This window comes from Vibrio sp. 10N.286.55.E10, assembly GCF_002872555.1.
GTDB lineage: Bacteria > Pseudomonadota > Gammaproteobacteria > Enterobacterales > Vibrionaceae > Vibrio > Vibrio crassostreae.
In genome coordinates this window covers 159,224-177,133 of the sequence record NZ_MCSD01000015.1, presented here as the reverse complement: position 1 = coordinate 177,133, position 17,910 = coordinate 159,224, and the positions used below count along the sequence as shown (strand labels likewise).

At 43.1% G+C, this 17,910-nt stretch carries 20 protein-coding genes and 3 pseudogenes; 11 read left to right on the top strand and 12 right to left on the bottom strand.

All coding sequences use genetic code 11. The features are described 5' to 3' along the window. The first annotated feature begins 40 nt into the window (after positions 1 to 40). Together BCV39_RS11525 and BCV39_RS11520 are read left to right on the top strand one after the other, a co-directional pair. The gene (locus BCV39_RS11525) at positions 41 to 256 is read left to right on the top strand and encodes a DUF6434 domain-containing protein (RefSeq protein ID WP_061026088.1); all 216 of its coding nucleotides are present in this window, start codon (positions 41 to 43) and stop codon (positions 254 to 256) included. 204 nt (positions 257 to 460) lie between these two features. Continuing rightward, positions 461 to 1,045 carry a cold shock and DUF1294 domain-containing protein gene (locus tag BCV39_RS11520; RefSeq protein ID WP_102431974.1) on the top strand — a complete coding sequence of 195 codons (585 nt, stop codon included), beginning with the start codon at positions 461 to 463 and terminating at the stop codon, positions 1,043 to 1,045. Between the two features lie 52 nt (positions 1,046 to 1,097). On the opposite strand, the pseudogene BCV39_RS11515 reads toward BCV39_RS11520, so the two are convergent. Together BCV39_RS11515 and BCV39_RS23170 are read right to left on the bottom strand one after the other, a co-directional pair. Then, positions 1,098 to 1,373 (bottom strand): annotated as a pseudogene (locus BCV39_RS11515) (transposase); the annotation flags it as partial. Further along, a pseudogene (locus BCV39_RS23170) lies at positions 1,368 to 1,521 on the bottom strand (IS110 family transposase); the annotation flags it as partial. The pseudogenes BCV39_RS23170 and BCV39_RS11515, both read right to left, overlap by 6 nt. A gap of 189 nt (positions 1,522 to 1,710) precedes the next feature. On the opposite strand from BCV39_RS23170, the gene BCV39_RS11510 reads away from it, so the two are divergent. The 9 genes from BCV39_RS11510 to BCV39_RS11470 all read left to right on the top strand — a co-directional run bounded on the left by BCV39_RS11510 (position 1,711) and on the right by BCV39_RS11470 (position 6,346). Next, entirely contained in the window at positions 1,711 to 2,193 is a 483-nt protein-coding gene (locus BCV39_RS11510; RefSeq protein WP_102431973.1) for a DUF523 domain-containing protein, read from the top strand. Between the two features lie 122 nt (positions 2,194 to 2,315). Further along, positions 2,316 to 2,795 (top strand): ATP-binding protein, encoded by a 480-nt coding sequence (locus BCV39_RS11505; protein WP_102431972.1) that lies wholly within the window; start codon positions 2,316 to 2,318, stop codon positions 2,793 to 2,795. Between the two features lie 210 nt (positions 2,796 to 3,005). Then, positions 3,006 to 3,428 (top strand): hypothetical protein, encoded by a 423-nt coding sequence (locus BCV39_RS11500; RefSeq protein WP_102431971.1) that lies wholly within the window; start codon positions 3,006 to 3,008, stop codon positions 3,426 to 3,428. A 47-nt stretch (positions 3,429 to 3,475) separates the two neighbouring features. Next, a complete protein-coding gene (locus BCV39_RS11495) occupies positions 3,476 to 3,907 on the top strand; it encodes a hypothetical protein (protein ID WP_241902292.1) in 432 nt (143 codons plus the stop codon). Between the two features lie 104 nt (positions 3,908 to 4,011). Then, positions 4,012 to 4,416 (top strand): DUF1801 domain-containing protein, encoded by a 405-nt coding sequence (locus BCV39_RS11490; RefSeq protein WP_102431970.1) that lies wholly within the window; start codon positions 4,012 to 4,014, stop codon positions 4,414 to 4,416. 194 nt (positions 4,417 to 4,610) lie between these two features. Beyond that, positions 4,611 to 4,892 (top strand): hypothetical protein, encoded by a 282-nt coding sequence (locus tag BCV39_RS11485; protein ID WP_102431969.1) that lies wholly within the window; start codon positions 4,611 to 4,613, stop codon positions 4,890 to 4,892. A 63-nt stretch (positions 4,893 to 4,955) separates the two neighbouring features. Continuing rightward, on the top strand, positions 4,956 to 5,405 hold the full coding sequence (locus BCV39_RS11480) for a DUF3291 domain-containing protein (protein ID WP_102431968.1): 450 nt from the start codon (positions 4,956 to 4,958) through the stop codon (positions 5,403 to 5,405). A gap of 104 nt (positions 5,406 to 5,509) precedes the next feature. Continuing rightward, on the top strand, positions 5,510 to 5,806 hold the full coding sequence (locus BCV39_RS11475) for a hypothetical protein (protein ID WP_102431967.1): 297 nt from the start codon (positions 5,510 to 5,512) through the stop codon (positions 5,804 to 5,806). Between the two features lie 87 nt (positions 5,807 to 5,893). Beyond that, a complete protein-coding gene (locus tag BCV39_RS11470; protein WP_102431966.1) occupies positions 5,894 to 6,346 on the top strand; it encodes a hypothetical protein in 453 nt (150 codons plus the stop codon). A gap of 129 nt (positions 6,347 to 6,475) precedes the next feature. Here the strand turns inward: BCV39_RS11470 and BCV39_RS11465 are convergent. The 10 genes and pseudogenes from BCV39_RS11465 to BCV39_RS11420 form a co-directional block, all read right to left on the bottom strand. Next, positions 6,476 to 6,715, bottom strand: a pseudogene (locus BCV39_RS11465) (hypothetical protein); the annotation flags it as partial. Between the two features lie 138 nt (positions 6,716 to 6,853). Next, positions 6,854 to 7,513 (bottom strand): sugar transferase, encoded by a 660-nt coding sequence (locus BCV39_RS11460; protein ID WP_102431965.1) that lies wholly within the window; start codon positions 7,511 to 7,513, stop codon positions 6,854 to 6,856. A 9-nt stretch (positions 7,514 to 7,522) separates the two neighbouring features. Then, positions 7,523 to 8,710: a glycosyltransferase family 2 protein gene (locus BCV39_RS11455; RefSeq protein WP_102431964.1), complete on the bottom strand. Its 1,188-nt coding sequence runs from the start codon at positions 8,708 to 8,710 to the stop codon at positions 7,523 to 7,525. After that, entirely contained in the window at positions 8,707 to 9,807 is a 1,101-nt protein-coding gene (locus BCV39_RS11450; protein ID WP_102431963.1) for a glycosyltransferase, read from the bottom strand. Before BCV39_RS11450 ends, BCV39_RS11455 begins: the two co-directional genes overlap by 4 nt. 341 nt (positions 9,808 to 10,148) lie before the next feature. Further along, positions 10,149 to 11,573, bottom strand: a complete 1,425-nt coding sequence (locus BCV39_RS11445) for a Wzz/FepE/Etk N-terminal domain-containing protein (protein WP_102431962.1) — start codon at positions 11,571 to 11,573, stop codon at positions 10,149 to 10,151. After that, positions 11,570 to 12,688: a glycosyltransferase gene (locus BCV39_RS11440; protein ID WP_102431961.1), complete on the bottom strand. Its 1,119-nt coding sequence runs from the start codon at positions 12,686 to 12,688 to the stop codon at positions 11,570 to 11,572. The genes BCV39_RS11445 and BCV39_RS11440 overlap by 4 nt, the downstream gene beginning before the upstream one ends. Next, on the bottom strand, positions 12,681 to 13,466 hold the full coding sequence (locus tag BCV39_RS11435) for an acyltransferase (protein ID WP_102431960.1): 786 nt from the start codon (positions 13,464 to 13,466) through the stop codon (positions 12,681 to 12,683). Before BCV39_RS11435 ends, BCV39_RS11440 begins: the two co-directional genes overlap by 8 nt. Positions 13,467 to 13,558: 92 nt before the next feature. Further along, positions 13,559 to 14,935, bottom strand: coding sequence for an O-antigen ligase family protein (locus BCV39_RS11430; RefSeq protein WP_102431959.1), 1,377 nt, complete (start codon positions 14,933 to 14,935; stop codon positions 13,559 to 13,561). 242 nt (positions 14,936 to 15,177) lie between these two features. After that, positions 15,178 to 16,284: a glycosyltransferase family 4 protein gene (locus BCV39_RS11425; RefSeq protein ID WP_102431958.1), complete on the bottom strand. Its 1,107-nt coding sequence runs from the start codon at positions 16,282 to 16,284 to the stop codon at positions 15,178 to 15,180. Beyond that, positions 16,265 to 17,776: a sigma-54 dependent transcriptional regulator gene (locus BCV39_RS11420; RefSeq protein WP_102431957.1), complete on the bottom strand. Its 1,512-nt coding sequence runs from the start codon at positions 17,774 to 17,776 to the stop codon at positions 16,265 to 16,267. The genes BCV39_RS11425 and BCV39_RS11420 overlap by 20 nt, the downstream gene beginning before the upstream one ends. Positions 17,777 to 17,910: the final 134 nt, after the last annotated feature.

Below are 17,910 nucleotides of genomic sequence, written 5' to 3'. Positions count from 1 at the left end.
ATAAATACTTAAGCGTTATACAAAGGGAGTAATCTAAACCATGGAAAAGGTTGATTGGCACAAGATTGAGATACTCGATACAACTGTCATTACAGACACTTATAAAACGACTCAAAATGTTCGTAGATATTTCAAATCCAAATTTGGCGATGATTTCAAATTCGACCGAGGTTTTATGCAATGGATGCAAGGAGCTACTGGTCTCACAATGATTGATGCCTGCAAAGAATGGTCGAGTCGCCAGAAACTAAAGTAAGGTAGTGATCAAAGGTAAGGCACTAAGTTCTGCGGGTGTTGCTAGGCTTTGTATAACAAGCAATTTAAGCAGACTGTCAACGCTTGGCATTTTCAACTCGGCTTAGCTTCAGTGATTTAGGTGGTAGATTTGAGTGTATTAGTAGCGTTGTCAGCTACTTAATTGGGCGTTAGCCCACAGGCTTCACAATGACGGAGGAACATGATGAAAGGTCAAATAGTCGAATGGAATGACAATAAGGGCTATGGCTTTATTTCTTCAGCGGGTGGCGAGTTGAGAGTATTTTTCCATATTTCATCGGTCAAAAATCGAGGCTACCGTCCTAAACTAACAGATAGTGTAAGCTATGACGTGACTGAAGATAACAAGGGGCGTCTTAATGCTAAAAATGTTGTAGTCCAAGGGGTTAATGGTTTTCCTTTCACAGTTTTATTTGGTTTTAGCTTTTTGGTTGCCGCAATCACATCGGTAGTTCTGTTTAAAGGTGAGCTACTCCTGATCCCGTTATATCTTTTAATGAGCATTTTCACATATTTGATGTTCGCTTGGGACAAACAAGCTGCACAAGGTGGAGCTTGGCGAACATCGGAAAATACCCTTCATTTGCTTTCATTACTAGGTGGTTGGCCAGGAGCATTATTGGCTCAGTTCCAGCTACGGCATAAATCGAGAAAGCAGCCCTTTAAATTTATTCTTTGGGTTACGATAATGATAAACATCGGCTGTTTTGTTTGGTTGTTTAGTGAACCTGGCAGGAAGTTGATTCAAGGTCTTTTGGGCTCGTTTTAGAACTGTTGGTCTAATTCAACAGTGGGCTAACAAACGACTATGGCGTCAGTGATTAATTTTTGGCTGTATTTTCATCCCACATGGCGCCACCTCTCAGCATAGAATTAAGGGTCACAGCGATCTTGCGTACACACGCGATTATTACGACTTTCTTAGGCATCCCGGCAGCTAAAAGTCGAGCATAAGTCGCTTTGAATACGAGGTTACATTGCATGGCTGACATCATTGCCATATATAATACTGTGCGTACTTGCGTTCGACCGCCTTGGAGCTCGCGCTTACCTTTGTAGCGTGCACTTTCGCGTGTTATTGGAGCGACACCAATGAGCGGCATATTTGCTATTGTAGTTAGTAGTTAGTAGTTTAGAGCGAGTTACCGACTTATGAAGTATGACCTTACCATTTTGGTCTACGGCATGAAGACTAAAGTAGTTTTTAGCTAGGTCGATACCGCAGAAATAAGAATAATCAGACATGGTGCCTCCGATGCATTTAAGTACCACATAAGTGTGGCAGATCCTCGGTAGGGGGAATCCATGTCATTCGTTAGCTGGGTTTTAATTTTTGCAGAAACTTTACAGCTTCAATATGCTGTAGTCTTTCGTACCTACGGCTTAAATGTTTAAATTGCCTTAGTTTTCTCTTATAGGTTAAAGGTGTCTATTGTGAGTAAAGTATTGGTTAGTTCATGTTTACTTGGGTGCAAAGTTCGTTATGACGGCAATGATTTAAAACCTGAATCTCCTGAGTTTCAGAAGTTTGTCGAAGCAAATGAAATTGTCTCTTTCTGCCCTGAAGTTGCTGGAGGTTTGCCAACACCTAGAGTTCCGGCTGAAATCTGTGGAGGCGATGGCACTAACGTCATCGAAGGCTCTTCGAAGATCATGGGAAAAGATGGCTCTGACGTAACAAAGGAGTTCCTCAAGGGAGCTAGGTTAGCTTTGAAAATTTGTCAGAAGGAAAATATCTCAAGTGCGATTTTAACGGATGGGAGCCCTTCTTGTGGCAGCTCTCAGATTTACAATGGAAAATTTGAAGGAACAAAAGTTGTTGGCGTGGGCGCCACTACTGCATTACTTCGCCAAAACGGTATAACTGTTATGAGTCAGCATGACGTTGCTAACTCTAAAAATAGCCCAAGTGAGTAGCTTGTAATACAACTAACAAGAGACTAAAGCAGATTCACACTAATTGGTTTGATTCAACTGTGTTGATTTAGGTGCCAGGGTTTAGATTAGGCGGTGATGTGCTGACAAATAATAGAGGGATCATGAGTAAAATCTATTTCGTATGTGGCTTTATCGGTTCGGGTAAAACGACTTACTCTAAATCGCTTGCAGAAAAGCATGGCGCTTTTCGTTTTTCGATCGACGAGTGGATGATTCCTTTGTATGGCGAGCATATGGAGCGTGAGGTTTTTGATAGCCGACTGGCTACGCTTCAAGGCTTATTCAAGGACTCTGCAATGCAACTCTTTTCTTTGGGTATTCCTGTGATTTTCGACTTTGGTTTTTGGCGTAAATCTGACCGAGACTCTTTTACAAGCTGGGCATCAAACCTAGGTGTGGACAGCGAAGTTCACTACCTTGATGTTCCGTTTGAGACTTGTAAGAAGAGGGCATTTAGTCGTAACTCGAAACTCAATGGTAAGTCTTATGAAATGACACCAGAAATGTTAGATCTGTTTTGGTCTTTGTTTGAGGTTCCAACTTCAAATGAAAATGTTGTTTGGGTTCAACAGGAAGCTTGATAAGGTATGTAGTCAGGCGCGAACGTGAGTGGCGTTTTTGTTATCTAGCTTGTGTTCTAAGTCTCACGTTACATTGGGTTTATGAAAGTCTGAGTCGTCCATCGAATAGTAGTGCAACAAGGGCATTTCTCATGCCGTATTTTTGGTAATTAGTTCTTCCTGTCGATTATCGAATTTGTCCTAAACCCACTATTAAGGCAGGGAACCCCAATGAATAGAACGCTATGGTTCGCACTCATTTCGCTTTTGTTTTCAATGACAATGGTATTTTGTACATACAGTTATGGCACAGAGAGCCACGTTGAAGTAATCACACTCACTTTAGTACTGTCGGGCCCTCTGATTTTGACCTTTGCGCTTGTTGTCATCTTTTGTGGCGCACCTGTCATTAACAGGCACAAGTTACTTGGAACCGTTGTAATTTGTGTGCATGGATTTACAGCCTCACTGCATGTGCTGTGGAACGGTTTTATGTTTGTCGATGTGATTAATAAACAAGGCTTAGGTCCGGGACAAGGTTATTCTGGTTTGATACTTTGGGTTGGTAGTATCAAGGCGATGCTACTTGGTTTGGTTGTGGGAGTATGCCTGCATTACTTGCTACGATTATTTAGAAAGGCCGCAGTAAGATAGCGGTTGGCTAGTTAGTGGGTTGTTCGTTGTCTATAGGAGTTGTCGCTGTGTTTTATAGTAAGGAATTCAACAAGGGATTGCTGCTCATCCTTGTTGCGATAAGTGCTTTCGTTGTCGTTACCTCTGAGAATAACCCCGGGACATTAGTCGCTCACGTCATCAACGGTTTAATCGCTTTGCTCTTTTTTTCGATGACAATTGAGGTCAAAGACAATGTACTAAGCTGGTATTTTGGTTTTGGCTTTTGGCGTAAGAATGTAGAAGTATCAGACATTGCAGAGACATCGTTCTATCAAAGCAAGTGGTATCAAGGTATTGGTATCCGAATGCTGAATGATGGCTGGTTGTATAATGCATCGATAGGTTCAGCGCTGAAGTTAAGCTTAAGCAATCGAAAGCATGTTTACATTGGTTGTAAGGATACGGACGGTTTAAAGCTGGCCTTGAAAACCGCTAACGAACAGATAACTGAAAAATGATTTACTACGCTTGGCACTTTTCATATCAAGTTGGACTAATTTTTAAGGCTCTATGCTTTAAGTGAGCTGCACTTTAATATCTCAACAAGTGAATCGGAGATTGAATGGACAAAGCAATCAAAACACATTTCGATGAGTATCCCGATGGTGTTCGAGCTCGGCTTGAAGAGTTGCGTGCATTAATTTTTGAACTTTGTTCTGATTTGGATTTAGGTGACGTCGAAGAGTCTCTGAAATGGGGCGAGCCGAGTTACAGCGTTAAGACGGGCAGTCCAATTCGAATCGATTGGAAATTAAAATCGCCAAATAACTATTACTTGTTCTTTAACTGTCAAACGAAGCTAATCGACACATTCAGAGAATTGCACGATGGCACATTGGCATTTCAAGGTAATCGGGCAATCATCTTGAACCTAACTGAACCACTTCCCAAAGCACCAATCAAGCAGTGCTTAGAGTTAGCCTTAACTTATCAACAACGAAAACATCTACCGCTTCTTGGCGCGTAATTCTTACGCGCTGTCATTATTTTTCTTAAACTGGTTATCTGTGTTCTAGCTATCACTCTTTAAAGCGTTAAGACTGTACCATCTTGATTAGTATCAAGAGGCTAGGGAAGCTCTATAACCAACGCTGATTGTATTGCTTACCGTTTAAAAAGTTGTTCTAGTCACCTTGTATTTCAGACTTAAAAGGAAGTTGTATGAATTTAGATAAAGCCAAGAAACGCATCGCAAAGCAGGTTAAAAAAGGCGACCACGGATACCCAAAAATCACGTTAGCGTACTACGGAGCGACCAAAGAACTCGCAACGGAAGTCGCGGTTCAATTCATGTTGGGTGAGGGCGATGGTGTTCAAGAAGAGCGTTTTTCTTGTGAAACCGAAATTCGAGATAATGAACTAATCCAAACGACGTTACTCAAGATAATCGAGCGCGCTAATGTTAACTCAGTGATTGAAGTTGAAGGCGTAGCTGTTCTTTAGTTTTGTAAGAATCAGTCGGCGTGCTAGAAAAATTTACTCATAATTTATCAAGGAAGAAACGTTATGAAATTAGCTCAGTTAAATATCGCTTTGGCGAAATACCCGTTAGATGCGCCAGAAATCAAAGAGTTTGTCGATAACTTAGAGTTGGTTAATGGAATCGCAGAAAGCAGTGAAGGGTTCGTTTGGCGTCTGAAAGATGAATCTGGTGATGCGACCAATATCCAAGCTTTTGATGATCCGAATATGATTGTGAATATGTCGGTGTGGGACTCTGTAGATTCGTTAAAGAACTTCATGTTTCGCACACATCACCGTGATTTTATGCGCCGAAAGGGTGACTGGTTTCATCGTTTACCTGAAGATACTTATGTTCTTTGGTGGATCGAAGAAGACCGTATTCCCACACTCGAAGAAGCGATAGAGCGACTTGAACACCTCAGAGAAATCGGTGATACGCCGTATGCCTTCACTTTTAAAACCAATTTTACAAAGTCAGAAGCGCCAAAGTAGCGTTCATAGATAACCAAGGTTATGTTTTTTAGACGTTTTATAGCAATCCCCGTGAAGATGAGTCGATTGTTGGTATGATGTTTCTATAGTCTTCGAGAGGTTTAATGATGTTGAAAATGAAAAGTAGTGTACTTGCGGTGTGTTTATTTGGTTTCAGCATGGTTGCTACTGCTTCAACACTGGAAGAGTGTGCCAAACTCCTTCCAGATGGTCACACGTATAAAGTAGAGATCATTTTAGACGTAGATAAGACTGAGAAGGATCCAGTGGTGAAAGGCAGTTTTGGTGTGACGGGCGGAGCCGATGCGCCAGATACTTTCGATATCGGTGGTTTTGTCGAGTGTGCTGGTCCTCTGATCAAAACCGTAGATACAGACAGCAACGATGCGTCTAATTCCTAGTCACTGGTTGTCGCGTAAATAGTTCACTTTCGTCATGGAAGACATGATCAGGGGTACTTAAACTAGGTTGAGGTGAATAGGTTAATTATGGGCGACTATTTAGATATTTGGTTTACGGTTACCTCCTTAGTTTTTATTGTAAGCTTACTTTCAGCTCTTTTTGTTGGGGTCTGGCGTAAAAATATAAAAGCGTTGATTCTATTAAGTGGAGTCGCAGCAATCAGTATCGTTCTGTTTCTCTCTCAGAAGTATCAAATCCGAAAGCTCCTCGCTGAAGAGCTGAGCGTGTCGAGTTTCGTTGTGGAGGCTCATGAGGAGTTTGAGGAATCTAAATTGTTAGACTCTTTGAGAAGTAGTAACTACGTAACGATAAATAGAACGAAGCCTTTATCAAAAAGTAAAGTACGTATTGCTATTAACTCTGGCGAGGTTGAGTTATTGATAGCTCAAGACTCTAAGAACGAAGAACTGTTTTGGATCTATTACCCTAAATACCGATTTAGTCGTTTAAACCCAATTGGAAAGGTACATATCCGTTAAACATGGGTGCACAATTGCCACAGCGACTTTCAGTAACAAAAATACCGCCGATGATTTCGGCGGTATTTTCTTATTAAGCTTATCTGAACGATTACAGCTTATTGTTTAGGTGAACAGCGTGTAGCTTTGTTAGTTCACAGAAGCTAACTCGACACTTTGTGTTTCTCTAGCGACTTTCCAATCTCCACCTAACGCTTTATACACGGCAATCGTGGTGTTGGCGGTTTGAAGCTTGGCGGCTACTTGGCGATCTTGCATCGCTTTTTGTTGTCTTTGTGCGTCTAGCACCGATAAGTAATCGACTAGGCCTGCTTTGTATAGCGACTTTGCTTTGTTCACCGCGTTATCGACGGCAAGGGTAGCTTCATCGTTTGGCTTGTTTTGAGGCAGTAAAAAGCCAGCCGATAAATCACTATCAAAGCTGGCTTTGTGTTCACATTGGACAAGACTGCTCTATTTTTCACCTTGGACTAAGCAGCTGGTTCTCTCACTTTAGACCATACTGGTTTAGCGACCGCGACCATTAACCATAACGACGATCGTTTTTGTTATGATGCTCAGGTCAGTGGCAATCCAAGATTTCATAGAACATAGACTCAGTGCGTAGCTGTGATCAAAACCTACTTTACGACGTACATCATCGATGCAGGTGTCATAACCTTGGTTCACTTGTGCAAGCCCTGTAATACCCGGCATTACGCCATAAGTGCGGTCAGCAAAGTAAGGGATTTCGTTCTCTAGTTTAGTGTAAAAAGTAGGGCGCTCAGGGCGTGGACCAATAAGAGACATTTCACCTTTTAATACATTAAACAGTTGTGGCAGTTCATCGAGACGAGTCTTTCTCAAGAATCGACCAACCGGTGTGATTCGTGGGTCATTCGCGGTTGCCCAAACTGCACCAGAGCGAGTTTCTGCATCTTCGTACATGCTACGGAACTTCATGATTTCAAATAGTTCCATTTTCTGTGGTGTTGATTTACCAACGCGAAGTTGGCGGTAAAAAATAGGACCACGAGAAGTGAGTGCAATCGCCATTGCAATCAGTGGAAATACCGGTGCTAGCAGAATCAAAGCAATCAATGAGCTTACCAAATCAAATGTACGTTTAGCTCGTGAAATTTTGTCTTGGTATAGGTTTTGAGTAGATAGCTGTTCAATGTTCATCATAATAAGTCCTTAATGATTCGCTCGTGTCCAAGGTGAGTTTTCTAGTCCGATTAGGTAACGTATGCCACCAATGAAGTTGGCGTAGTGTCCAACTATCAAATAAGAGATTAATGAAATAGGTTTGTTTACTAAACGCTTTGGCAAGATACAGCCAATTACGCCAATGGTATAAACGGTAACTTGAGCCCATAACAGTGCTTCGAACACCAAGTAGTTGCTAAGCAAGATGGAGCACACTAAGCACACAATCATTAAATATGGTGTTAGGAGGCGAAGTCCTTTTCCTGAGAAGAACGCAAACGCGATGCCTTTGAACTTCGGGCTGAACAAGCCGAACAATCGAATCGCTTGTTGCATGTTGCCCGCTGAAATACGAAGTCTTCTTTTGAAGTCTGTTTCTAGGTTCGATTCTTCTAGCTCTAGTGCCACCATTTGGGTTTCATACTCAGCAATGTAACCTTGTTTTACGATTTGCATCGGTAAGATGAAATCATCATTGATGGTATTTAAAGGAAGTAGTTCAAAGAGGTGTGTTCTGAATAAGTAGAAGGCGCCATGAGAACCTAAGCTCGAACCTAATGAAGCCTCAGACTCTTTAACGGCGGTTTGGTACTGCCAGTAAGTGTTTTCGCCTTCGTTGCCTGTTGGGCAAAGCTGATACGTTGCGTTTACCACGCCAACCTTGTCACTTTCAAAATGAGCGGCAGCAATAAGTAATGCATCCAATGAAATAAGGGCGGAAACGTCACTCAATGCTGTAAGGTCACTGGTGATATGTGTCACTTCCTCATTAATAACCGCTACTTTACCTCGGTTCAATTGGTGGTCATGTATCTCAAAATGAATATCACTACACATCGCTTCTTGGATGGTCATCTGAGCAATTGCGACCGTGTTATCGGTACAACCATCGCAAGCGATAATGACTTTCAGTTTCTTTTTTGGGTAATCGAGAGAAGCAAGGTTACGAATCTTGTCTGCAATCCACTGTTCTTCGTTAAATGCAGGAACAAGAACGGTGATGGTCGGTAACGTGCAATCTTGTTGTTCCTCTTTGTAACAACGATGACTCTCTTCAACTTGACGTGCAGGGTGGTTTTTCGCGTACCAGCGCAGCAATAAAGGGTAGGCTGCGTGATGATAGACAATCAACGCACCTGAAAATAAACAAAGTCCGGCAAGTAACCAATCGATCATGCGTAAGCTCCTTCTGAGATGCTGTTGTAAGAGGCAACCATATTCACTATGTCGAAGTTGTCTAGTACATAGTGGCGGGGTGACAAAAAGCGCTCATTTTGAGTTTCTAGTAACGCATTGGCTAACTCTATAATGCTGCCCTTTTTAACAAGGGTGCTACTGATTGGGCATAAGGTTTCATCGACAGCGCCAACGTCCATTGCGACGGTTGGAATATTGCACGCTTGAGCTTCGAGTGTTGAAAGAGGCAACCCCTCGTGGCGAGAAGGAAGGCAGAAAGTATCCAACGCTCCGTAAAACGTGGTCATGTCGTCGACTAGGCCGAGGAAGATGACTCGGTCACTGAGATTCAATCGGCTAGTGAGTTGCTCTAGTTGATTGCGTTTCGTACCGCCGCCAGCAAATGCAACAACCATGTTTTCAGGTAGAAGAGTCAACGCTTTGATGAGTTGGTCTTGGCCTTTGACATGTTCTAGACGACCTGCACAGCCGATGATGTGTTTGTCTGTTGGTAGGTTTAGGTTTGCTCTTGCATGCTCTTTCGACATTGGCTTAAATTTCTCACAATCCACACCATTTTTGATGGTAATGATGTTCTCGTAAGAAAAAGCGGTGCGGAGCTGGTTGTAAACACGTGTCGCGTCGGCAACCAACGTTGGCTGAGCAGCTTTTAAAGCAAGCGCTTGTAAACGGCGACGTTTACTATTGTTTAGGTGCCAAGCATCATGTTCAGTATGAATTCGAGTTGGAACACCCGTTACGCGGGCGGCATATCCAGCATAAAGTAGGGGGCCGATGTGATGGGTATGAACCACATCAGGTTGAATACCATTAAATGCTTTAATCAATTTGATGATGATATTGAATTGCACACCTGGTGGCTTATCCAAAAAGACGATCTGATTTTGGTACTGCTTTAATTTAGGCCAGTTGTTGATCGAGTCTTGTTTTGTTCCTTCTAGACTGACAATCAACACTTGGTCTGTTGGTTTAGCAAGGCGCAGCAAATCAAGAGTTAGGGTTTCTAAGCCACCCGGAGCAAGGTGCTGAACAACGTGTATGATCTTTTTGCCATGCTTCGTTAAATGCGTATTCATAATTTGAACCCTGCCTTTATAATTCTTGTTTCGCCTTTCTGCCGTTTCTCGTGAAGTAACTTCTTTAAAACGTTTAACTACACAAGGAGATAGCAGGAGTTGTGCCAACTAAATAATCTCTAATTTTCAATTACTTAAACACGGTTCGTCTGAGGCGGTTTTCATTTCTCAAAATGGGAATCAAAACAAAATGCGATTGAATGGCTGTTTGGATCATAGGGCTTAGGGAAATTAGGAAGTGGGTTTAAGAACTTGGGGTGTTAGACAAGCAAAACGCCAATCGAGTGTTGGCATTTATTGTAAGGGAGTAAACCTCAGGTAAGGTCTGATTTTAAAGCTGACTAGCTCATTTTAGGAATTACCGTTATTACTGGAACACCCAAGATATCTTCGATTTCGGCTTTACGTTTGATTGTAGAATCGAATAACTCAAACAATACCGCAAGACCAATGCCCAATCCGATGCCTGCAACAAATCCAGCCAGAACAAAGATAAAAGTCGGCATGTTAGATTTCATGCTAGGTGTGAAAGGCAAGTCGATAATTTTCACACGTTTGTTTTGCTCGAATACCCCAAGCGAACCCGTTAGCTGAGCCATTTCATAACGTTCTGTCAGTTCATCATAAAGTTGGCGCTTAATCTCAACTTGTCGCTTAAGACGGTACATCTCTTTTGCATTTTCACCGAAGTTATTGGCCTTGTGTTCTAGTTCGAAAATCATAGTACGAAGGCTTTTGGTCTCTTCTGTTAAAGACTCAAAGCGAGCACGAACCAGTTGTAGGCTATGTAGTTGAGTGACCAAAAGAGGTTGGGTATCAGAAAGTTTGTTCAGTGTCGTGCTACTTGCAATGTCCCAAAGTTGGTCGCTGTTCATCGTTGGTTGGGTTACTTCGAGTAAACTTTTTCTCTCATTTTCAAGTCTGTCTAATTCACGGACTTTAGCTTGCACAGCACTGTGTTTGTCTGTGTATTTAGCTTGTAACAGGGCAAGGTCGCTTCGAATATCGATGATTTGGTCTTCTAATTTACCTATCACAGGGTTGGTTCTTGAAAGTTGTTGGTCAATTGAGCCAAGACTTTTTTCAACGCCCGATAACTCTGCCTCTTTTTCAGCAAGGTTCTGTTTCAGCGATGCTAAGCGGTTTAAGCTTTGGCTTTGTACTTCTGGCGTCGATTGCACGTTTTCGTTCATGTACAAGGCCAATGCTTCTTCTGCTGTTTCAAGTTCAATACGACGCTTGTCTATATGAATTTTTAAAAAGTCACTTGAATCTTCAATAGATGAGCGTTCCGGCGCTAACAATTGTTCAATGAAATGTTCACTGACCGATCGCAGCGTCGCTTCCATTCCAGTTGGAGTGTTGGACGTTAAACTGATCTTGAGAAAGTCTTTTCCAAGCTGAGTAACTGATAAGCGTTGAGACAAGTCGGTGATGATTTCTTCTTTTTCTAGATCTGGCATATCTGGTGTGGTTAGCTGCAATTCATCAGCGACCGAGTAAAGAACATGTCGACTGTGTAGCAGCGTTCTTAATGCATTGAGTCGGTCTTTGAGCATGGTAGAAACGGCTATGTCTTCCAAGAATGGATTCATTTTGGCGGTTTCTTGAATCAACATACTGGTATGCGCGTCATATTTGGTCGGAGCCAACTTGCTTACACCGAAGCCTACAAAGGGCAAAATAAGCATTGGTAGAACGATAACGTAGCGTTGGCGCCACATGGCATTGATGATGGCCAATAACCGCAATTTCAGATTATTCATAATAGCTCCAACATCCAATGAACGAAGTTACCACGGTTCTGCCAACTCTCTTGTTCGACGACAGAGATAGGTGAATTGCTCAGTTGGCGCGCATGGTCAAGCGCCCAAATCATTTGATTTGCACTGCCAACAGTCGTTACGTGCTCTTGGTATGGAACTAAAGCAGGGAATGGCGTTGTGATAATTGGTGTGCCGGCCGCAAGGTATTCCATTAGTTTAAGTGGGCTGCAAGCTCGGATCTGCTCGTTATCAACAAACGGCAATAAGCTCACATCCCAGTGTTGAGAATAGCTCGGTAATGTATGGTGCGGACGTGGGCCTAGGTAATGTACGTTACTCAACTTAGGCAGCATGAGCGTATCAAGCTCGTTTGGGCCAATAAAAACAAAATCCCATTCCGGCATTGCATTCGCAACATGATCAATTATTTCATAATCAAGCCACTTAGAAAGGCTGCCATAAAAACCAGCAATAGGGCGGTGGTTACTTGGTAAATCTTTTGCTCTTGGTGCTGGTGTTGAAAATAGGTTTACGTCGACACCATGTGGTAGCAAGTGTGCTTTATGCTTTGGAAACTTATCCATCAACTTTTTGCTGGCCGCGAATATAAGAGTCGCTTTGTTGATCAACTCCGATTCGTGTTGCGCTACCGTGTCATGATCAACACCTGCCAAAGCGCTGAAATCATCGCCACAGTAATAAACCACAGATGACTCACCTAAGTGTCCGCACAAATCAACAGCGGTCGGAAGTGAAGTCCACAGGATAGGCGAATTAAGATTAAGTTCAGCAATAACCGGTTTTATTTGGTGTAACATCATTTGCTGAGCCAACTTTCTAGAAAACTTAGAAGCAGGCGCAGGAATGGTCTTCAAGTTCACGATCGTAATGTTGTCGTGTCCCTCAGAGTCGAGCATGTTTTGAGTCACAGCTTTGGTTTTGCCAAACAATTTGTTGAACGCTCGGGTTGCATCTTTAGCGGACAGCTTCGGTTGTCTTAGACCAATAGAGTTGACCCACAAGACTTTGTGCAGCTTAGCAAGGTGACGAACTAAATGTTGAGTCGATGAAGGTAGGCCGCCAAAGTCTTCACCAAATACGATTAAATCACGCATGGTCACCTCCATGAGTCTCTAACGAATCGAATACATCGGATTCAGTCCCTTCAACGGATTTAATCTGACCGACAACTCGAGCAGGGTTACCGCCAGCGATTGCAAAGGCAGGGATATTCTTTGTTACTACGCTACCTGCGGCTATTACCGCACCTTCGCCGATGGTTACGCCACCTTTAACCGTTACATTAGTGCCTAGCCACACATCAGGTTCAAGTATGATGTCGCCGATTTGCTGAGGATCATCGCCTTCACCTAGTGCTCGGCGTTTTGCATCAAGTGGGTGTCCAGAGTATCCAAATAGGAAAGCACCGCCAGCAATGCGTACGTTGTCAGAGATAACCACTTTTCCTCCAACAGCGATAGTCGACTGCCAACCGATGTCGACATTGTTACCAATCGAAAGCAATGGATGTTCTAAGCCTTCCAATGGTTGCGTACAACCAGAGAACGTAGTGTGCCCAGAGATGCGGCAATTGTCGCCAATCGAAATTTGTACCGGACCGCTCACGAAAGGTAGACCACCATACAAATACAGGCGTTTACCACATTGAGCCACACGACCTTTAAAAGCTGGTGTCCAGTAGAAGAAGCGAGTAAAGCCAGAAACCAAATTCACCACTAGCTTGTGCGCTTGATATAGGCAGCGATTAAGTACTTGAGGGGTAGGTAGCTCTGCGCTTCTGATATTTTTCAAAATGAAAAATACATTTCTAATTCGAGAATTAGGATGAAACTTAAGCCAATGCTTGAATTGATGTATAGATACTGACGTCATAATGAAACTCCTCTGTCTTGTTATATAGAAGTACTTTCATATACTATGCCATTTAATAAACTCAATATTTTCAATTGGTTAAGAATTGGCTTTTAGGTTTTCTCATTTTGACAGGCAGTTTGAGATATGTTCGCGATAGCGACAACCAGTGCTGCGAGGATATAAATAGGCCAATTGAAGCCTTGCGTTAGAAAAGTTCCTGACACGATGGTGCCGATCAACCCAGCATATACAGCGTAAGCGGCGGCATTAAGGTTTGGATCTATGGTGTTAGTTGTTTCTGAAAGCTGCTTCAGTGTGGAACGTATGGTTTTGATCAGTGAGGTAATCAGTATCACGTATATGATGAGTCCTAGAAAGCCGGTTTCTGCAAGTACGCCAAACCAAGTACTGTGAACAGCATGGTTTAAACCATCCCAGTGGGAACTGTAGAAGAAGTAGTTGGAAAAGAAGTTATCCAAACCGACTCCGGTTAAAGGGTTATCTAGCGCCATCTTAAAGGCAGCTTCCCAAGCATAAATCCGCCCCATAGCTGATTCATCGATACCTTGTTCAGCCGCACCGCCAGATGCTCGATCTGAAATCCCGGCAGCGAAATAAAGGCCAATCGCTCCAATTGCTCCCAAAGTAATCAACAGTGATTTTGAACGAATGATTTTGAGCGCAAAGATCCCGACTACAGCAAGTGAGCCAAGTAAACCACCTCGACTTTGTGTGGCAATAACGGCAGCAAGTAATAAAACCGTTGCACCAACACTAATGATACGTCTTGTTACCGGGATCCCCGTCGTGGTCGCTTGACTGATAGTAAAGGCTAATGGGAACATAAGAACTAAGGATAGGTCATTCGGGTCGCCTAACATCGAACCAAAGTCACGACCTATAGTTACGCGACTGCCTTCCACTAAACCAATCCCGTTGATTGAATTATTAATCGCGATGCTAGCAACTAATGATCCCGCACAGATAATAGCGGTCGAAGTCTTGACCAAATACTCTGCACTGTTTACTAACCAAACGATGGCGAGTGTCATCACCATTATTTTCCAGTAAACACCTTTGAATTCCGCCAGAGCAATCGGTCTGTTAGTCGCGAAGATAATACCAATGAAAACCAAACCCCAAAATATGGCGAGCCAATTCAAGCAAGGGTGCCAAAATATTTTAAGCTCTTTACTGATTAATGCATGCCAGAGTAGGGCTGATAGAGCGCCTAGTGAGAGCATCAGCGGTATTTTTAGTGAATAAAGTTGAGGTATTGCTTCGTGAATTCGGAAAAATGAAAAGACAACGAACAGCAACACTAACCAAAATGTCTTGTTTAAAACGAATAATCCGGTTAATGGCAGAAGAGCTAGCGCTACAATAACAGCGGGATGAGGCACAAAGTACCAAACAACACCAAGCCCAACACATAAGGTGCTGATCATAATGATGACTGGGAATCTATTGGCTTCTGGGTTGATCATTGTTACCTCTAATATCGCAAATAAACTGGCTCACCAATTTTTTAAGGCGTAGTGACGCCTGATGTTAAATATTGCAAAGCGAGTGCCAGTTATGCATTTTGTTTAAGCTGCTGATTTAAGGTTATATTACAGAGGGAGGTGGTAGATTTGAGTTGAGGTTTTTCATTTTGAGAATCACTATAAAACTGACTAGGGTGCCCAAATCGTTAAGCCAAAGTGATCAACCCTGACTACGACTCGTTTTAGCGGTCGAGTTGATAGATCTCCAACAACTGCGGGATAACAGCTTGTGGCGAGTATTGGCTTTTGACGGTTTCTATCGCGTTACTCTTTAGAGAGTCGCGTTGTTCACTCGTCAATGACATCCACAAAGACAAACACTGTTCTAGTTCGGCTTCAGAATGGGCTAGGTAGCCGTTAACTTGATGCTCGATGAGTTTAGGTAAGTTGCCAACTGAGGTGGCGAGAACGGGAATACCGCGAATCATGGCTTCTAATGCGGCCATCGGTAAGCCTTCGAAGCGAGAAGGGATGATCAACAAATCGATTTGGCTCCAGACATCACCCATATTAGTCTGATGCCCGTACAAGTTAACATTCTCAGGCTGAGATTTAACTAGCGTCTCCATTTCTGGTCCGTCACCAAAAACCTCAAACTGAACCTCGGGAAACTGTTTAGCTAATGTCACAAATCGATCTGGTGCTTTTTCATGGCTTAATCGACCCACAAAACCAACGTGGATTTGGCTTGATGAAGGGGAGCTTGTTAACCCGGTTGGGACTTTAACAAAGTTATTCAATTGATAGGTCTTACTGGGCACTTTCGCTTTAATCTTCTCACTGACCACGAGCGACTGATCAGAAAGAAAGCTGCTGTAACGGTCGAGCCAGTCATAAACCCACACCTTGCCTGTTGGGGTTTCACCTGCGTGATAAGTGGTGATTTGCTTTGTGTTGTTGAAACGAGGTGGGAGCTTGATTAACTTGCTGACCAAACTGGCTTTGTAACCATGAGCATGGATAAGCCTTGGCTGATAATGTTGAACGGCACGTTTAAGCTGTGCCGCGCTATTGCTGCTTGAATCTGCTGAGCAAGAGGCTAAATCGGAGAGGTAACTAAAAGGGATGTTCAGCGCTTCCAGCTTTTCAACGATGATGGCTCCAGGATTAAACTTCGTCAAAAGAACAATTCGAACAGCATCTGAATACTGAACGCTTTCAGATATCAGGCCTTGTGCTAATTCTAAAACATGTGTTTCTATACCTCCAAAAGTTTGGCTGTCGATCAACAGCCAAATCTCATGACGGTTTACGTTGAGTACACCTTGGCTAGGCTTGATTGCACTCATCTTCCGATTCCCAAGCCTGTTTCTTACGGTAAACAGTAGAAGGGCTAAGTTCTAACAACACCGCGGCATTTAACACATTCCCATCGCAATGATTAATGGCATGTTGAATAGCTTCCCGTTCTATTTGCCACATAGGACGAATAGCTCCTTCGCTTGTGGTAAATGCGGGCGTCATCGAACCGTTGCCAGTTGAGACAACTGACGATTGCTCTAATTCCTCTGGAGTAATAGGTGGCAACTTAGCGTCTGGAGCTTCTACCACAGCTGGTTGGGGCACCGTTACTCGAATAGGCGTCACTAATTTCGATGTTGGAGCAGCATCTGCTTTATTAATCGGAGACGGCAACATGTCTTTGGTTACGCTTGTTTCATTGTTCAACACCACGATGTTACGGATGATGTTTTGTAACTGACGGACGTTACCAGGCCATACGTAACGTTTAAGTAGGTTCTGCGTTTCTTTGTCTATTGATTTGAACTTCTTCTTGTCTTGCTTCGCATATAGCTTCAAGAAGTGATTGCAAAGGGTGACAATGTCACTTCCCCGTTCGCGAAGTGGTGGCATTTCGATAGGCACAACGTGAACACGATAATAAAGATCTTCTCTAAAGCGTCCTTCTTCTACCTCAACCAGTGGGTCACGGTTGGTCGCACAGATAATTCTGACATCAACTTTGATTTCGCGGTTGCCGCCGAGTGGAGTAAACGTACCAGTTTGCAAAAATCTTAGGAGCTTCTTCTGCATCTCCAATTCCATTTCACAAAGCTCATCGAGAAATAGGGTACCGCCATGCGCTTGCATCGCCGCGCCTTTACGGTCGGTTGTTGCGCCGGTAAACGCACCTTTAACATGACCAAAGATTTCACTCTCCATTAGGTCTCGAGGGATAGCGCCACAGTTAATGGCAAGGAAGGGTTTGCCGTTACGCTGGCTCTCTTGATGAATGGCTTCTGCACACACTTCTTTACCCGTACCACTTTCGCCGTTAATAAACACGCTAGCAGTGGTTGGCGCTACAGAATCAATGATTTTATAAACCGCCTGCATAGGTAGGCAAGAGCCGATGAAATTATGAAACCGATCACGATCGAACTTACTTTGCATGTTATCGACGAGGTTTTCGAGTTTCGCTCTTTTTAGATGTAAACGAACTGAAGTTTTAAGTCGATCTGCTTGAATGGGTTTCTCTAAGAAGTCTTCCGCACCTCGCTGGATAAGATCTACAGCAATGTTTACTGAGCCATGTGCTGTCGCGATAATAACTGCGGTCGGTATTCCGTTCGCGCTAATCCAATCTAAAACTTCCTCCCCCGGCATGTCCGGCAGCTTGAGGTCGAGAATAACAAGCTGAGGAGAGTGTCTTTCAATGAAGGTTTTAGCTTCCGCGCCGGTTTCGACGTGAAAAATATCGTAGGGCTCATCTTTTACGTACTGCTTGTAGAGTACGGCGAGCGACGTGGAGTCTTCAACTAACAATACCTTAGGGCGCATTGTATATTCCTTTTGAAACTTTATCCTAACTAACCAATAACATAGTGATAGAGGCCATCAATACGAGTCTTGTGCATTTGTTATCTACCGCATGCAATCTTTTAAAAAGCGGGCGGTATATTTTCCCGAATTGT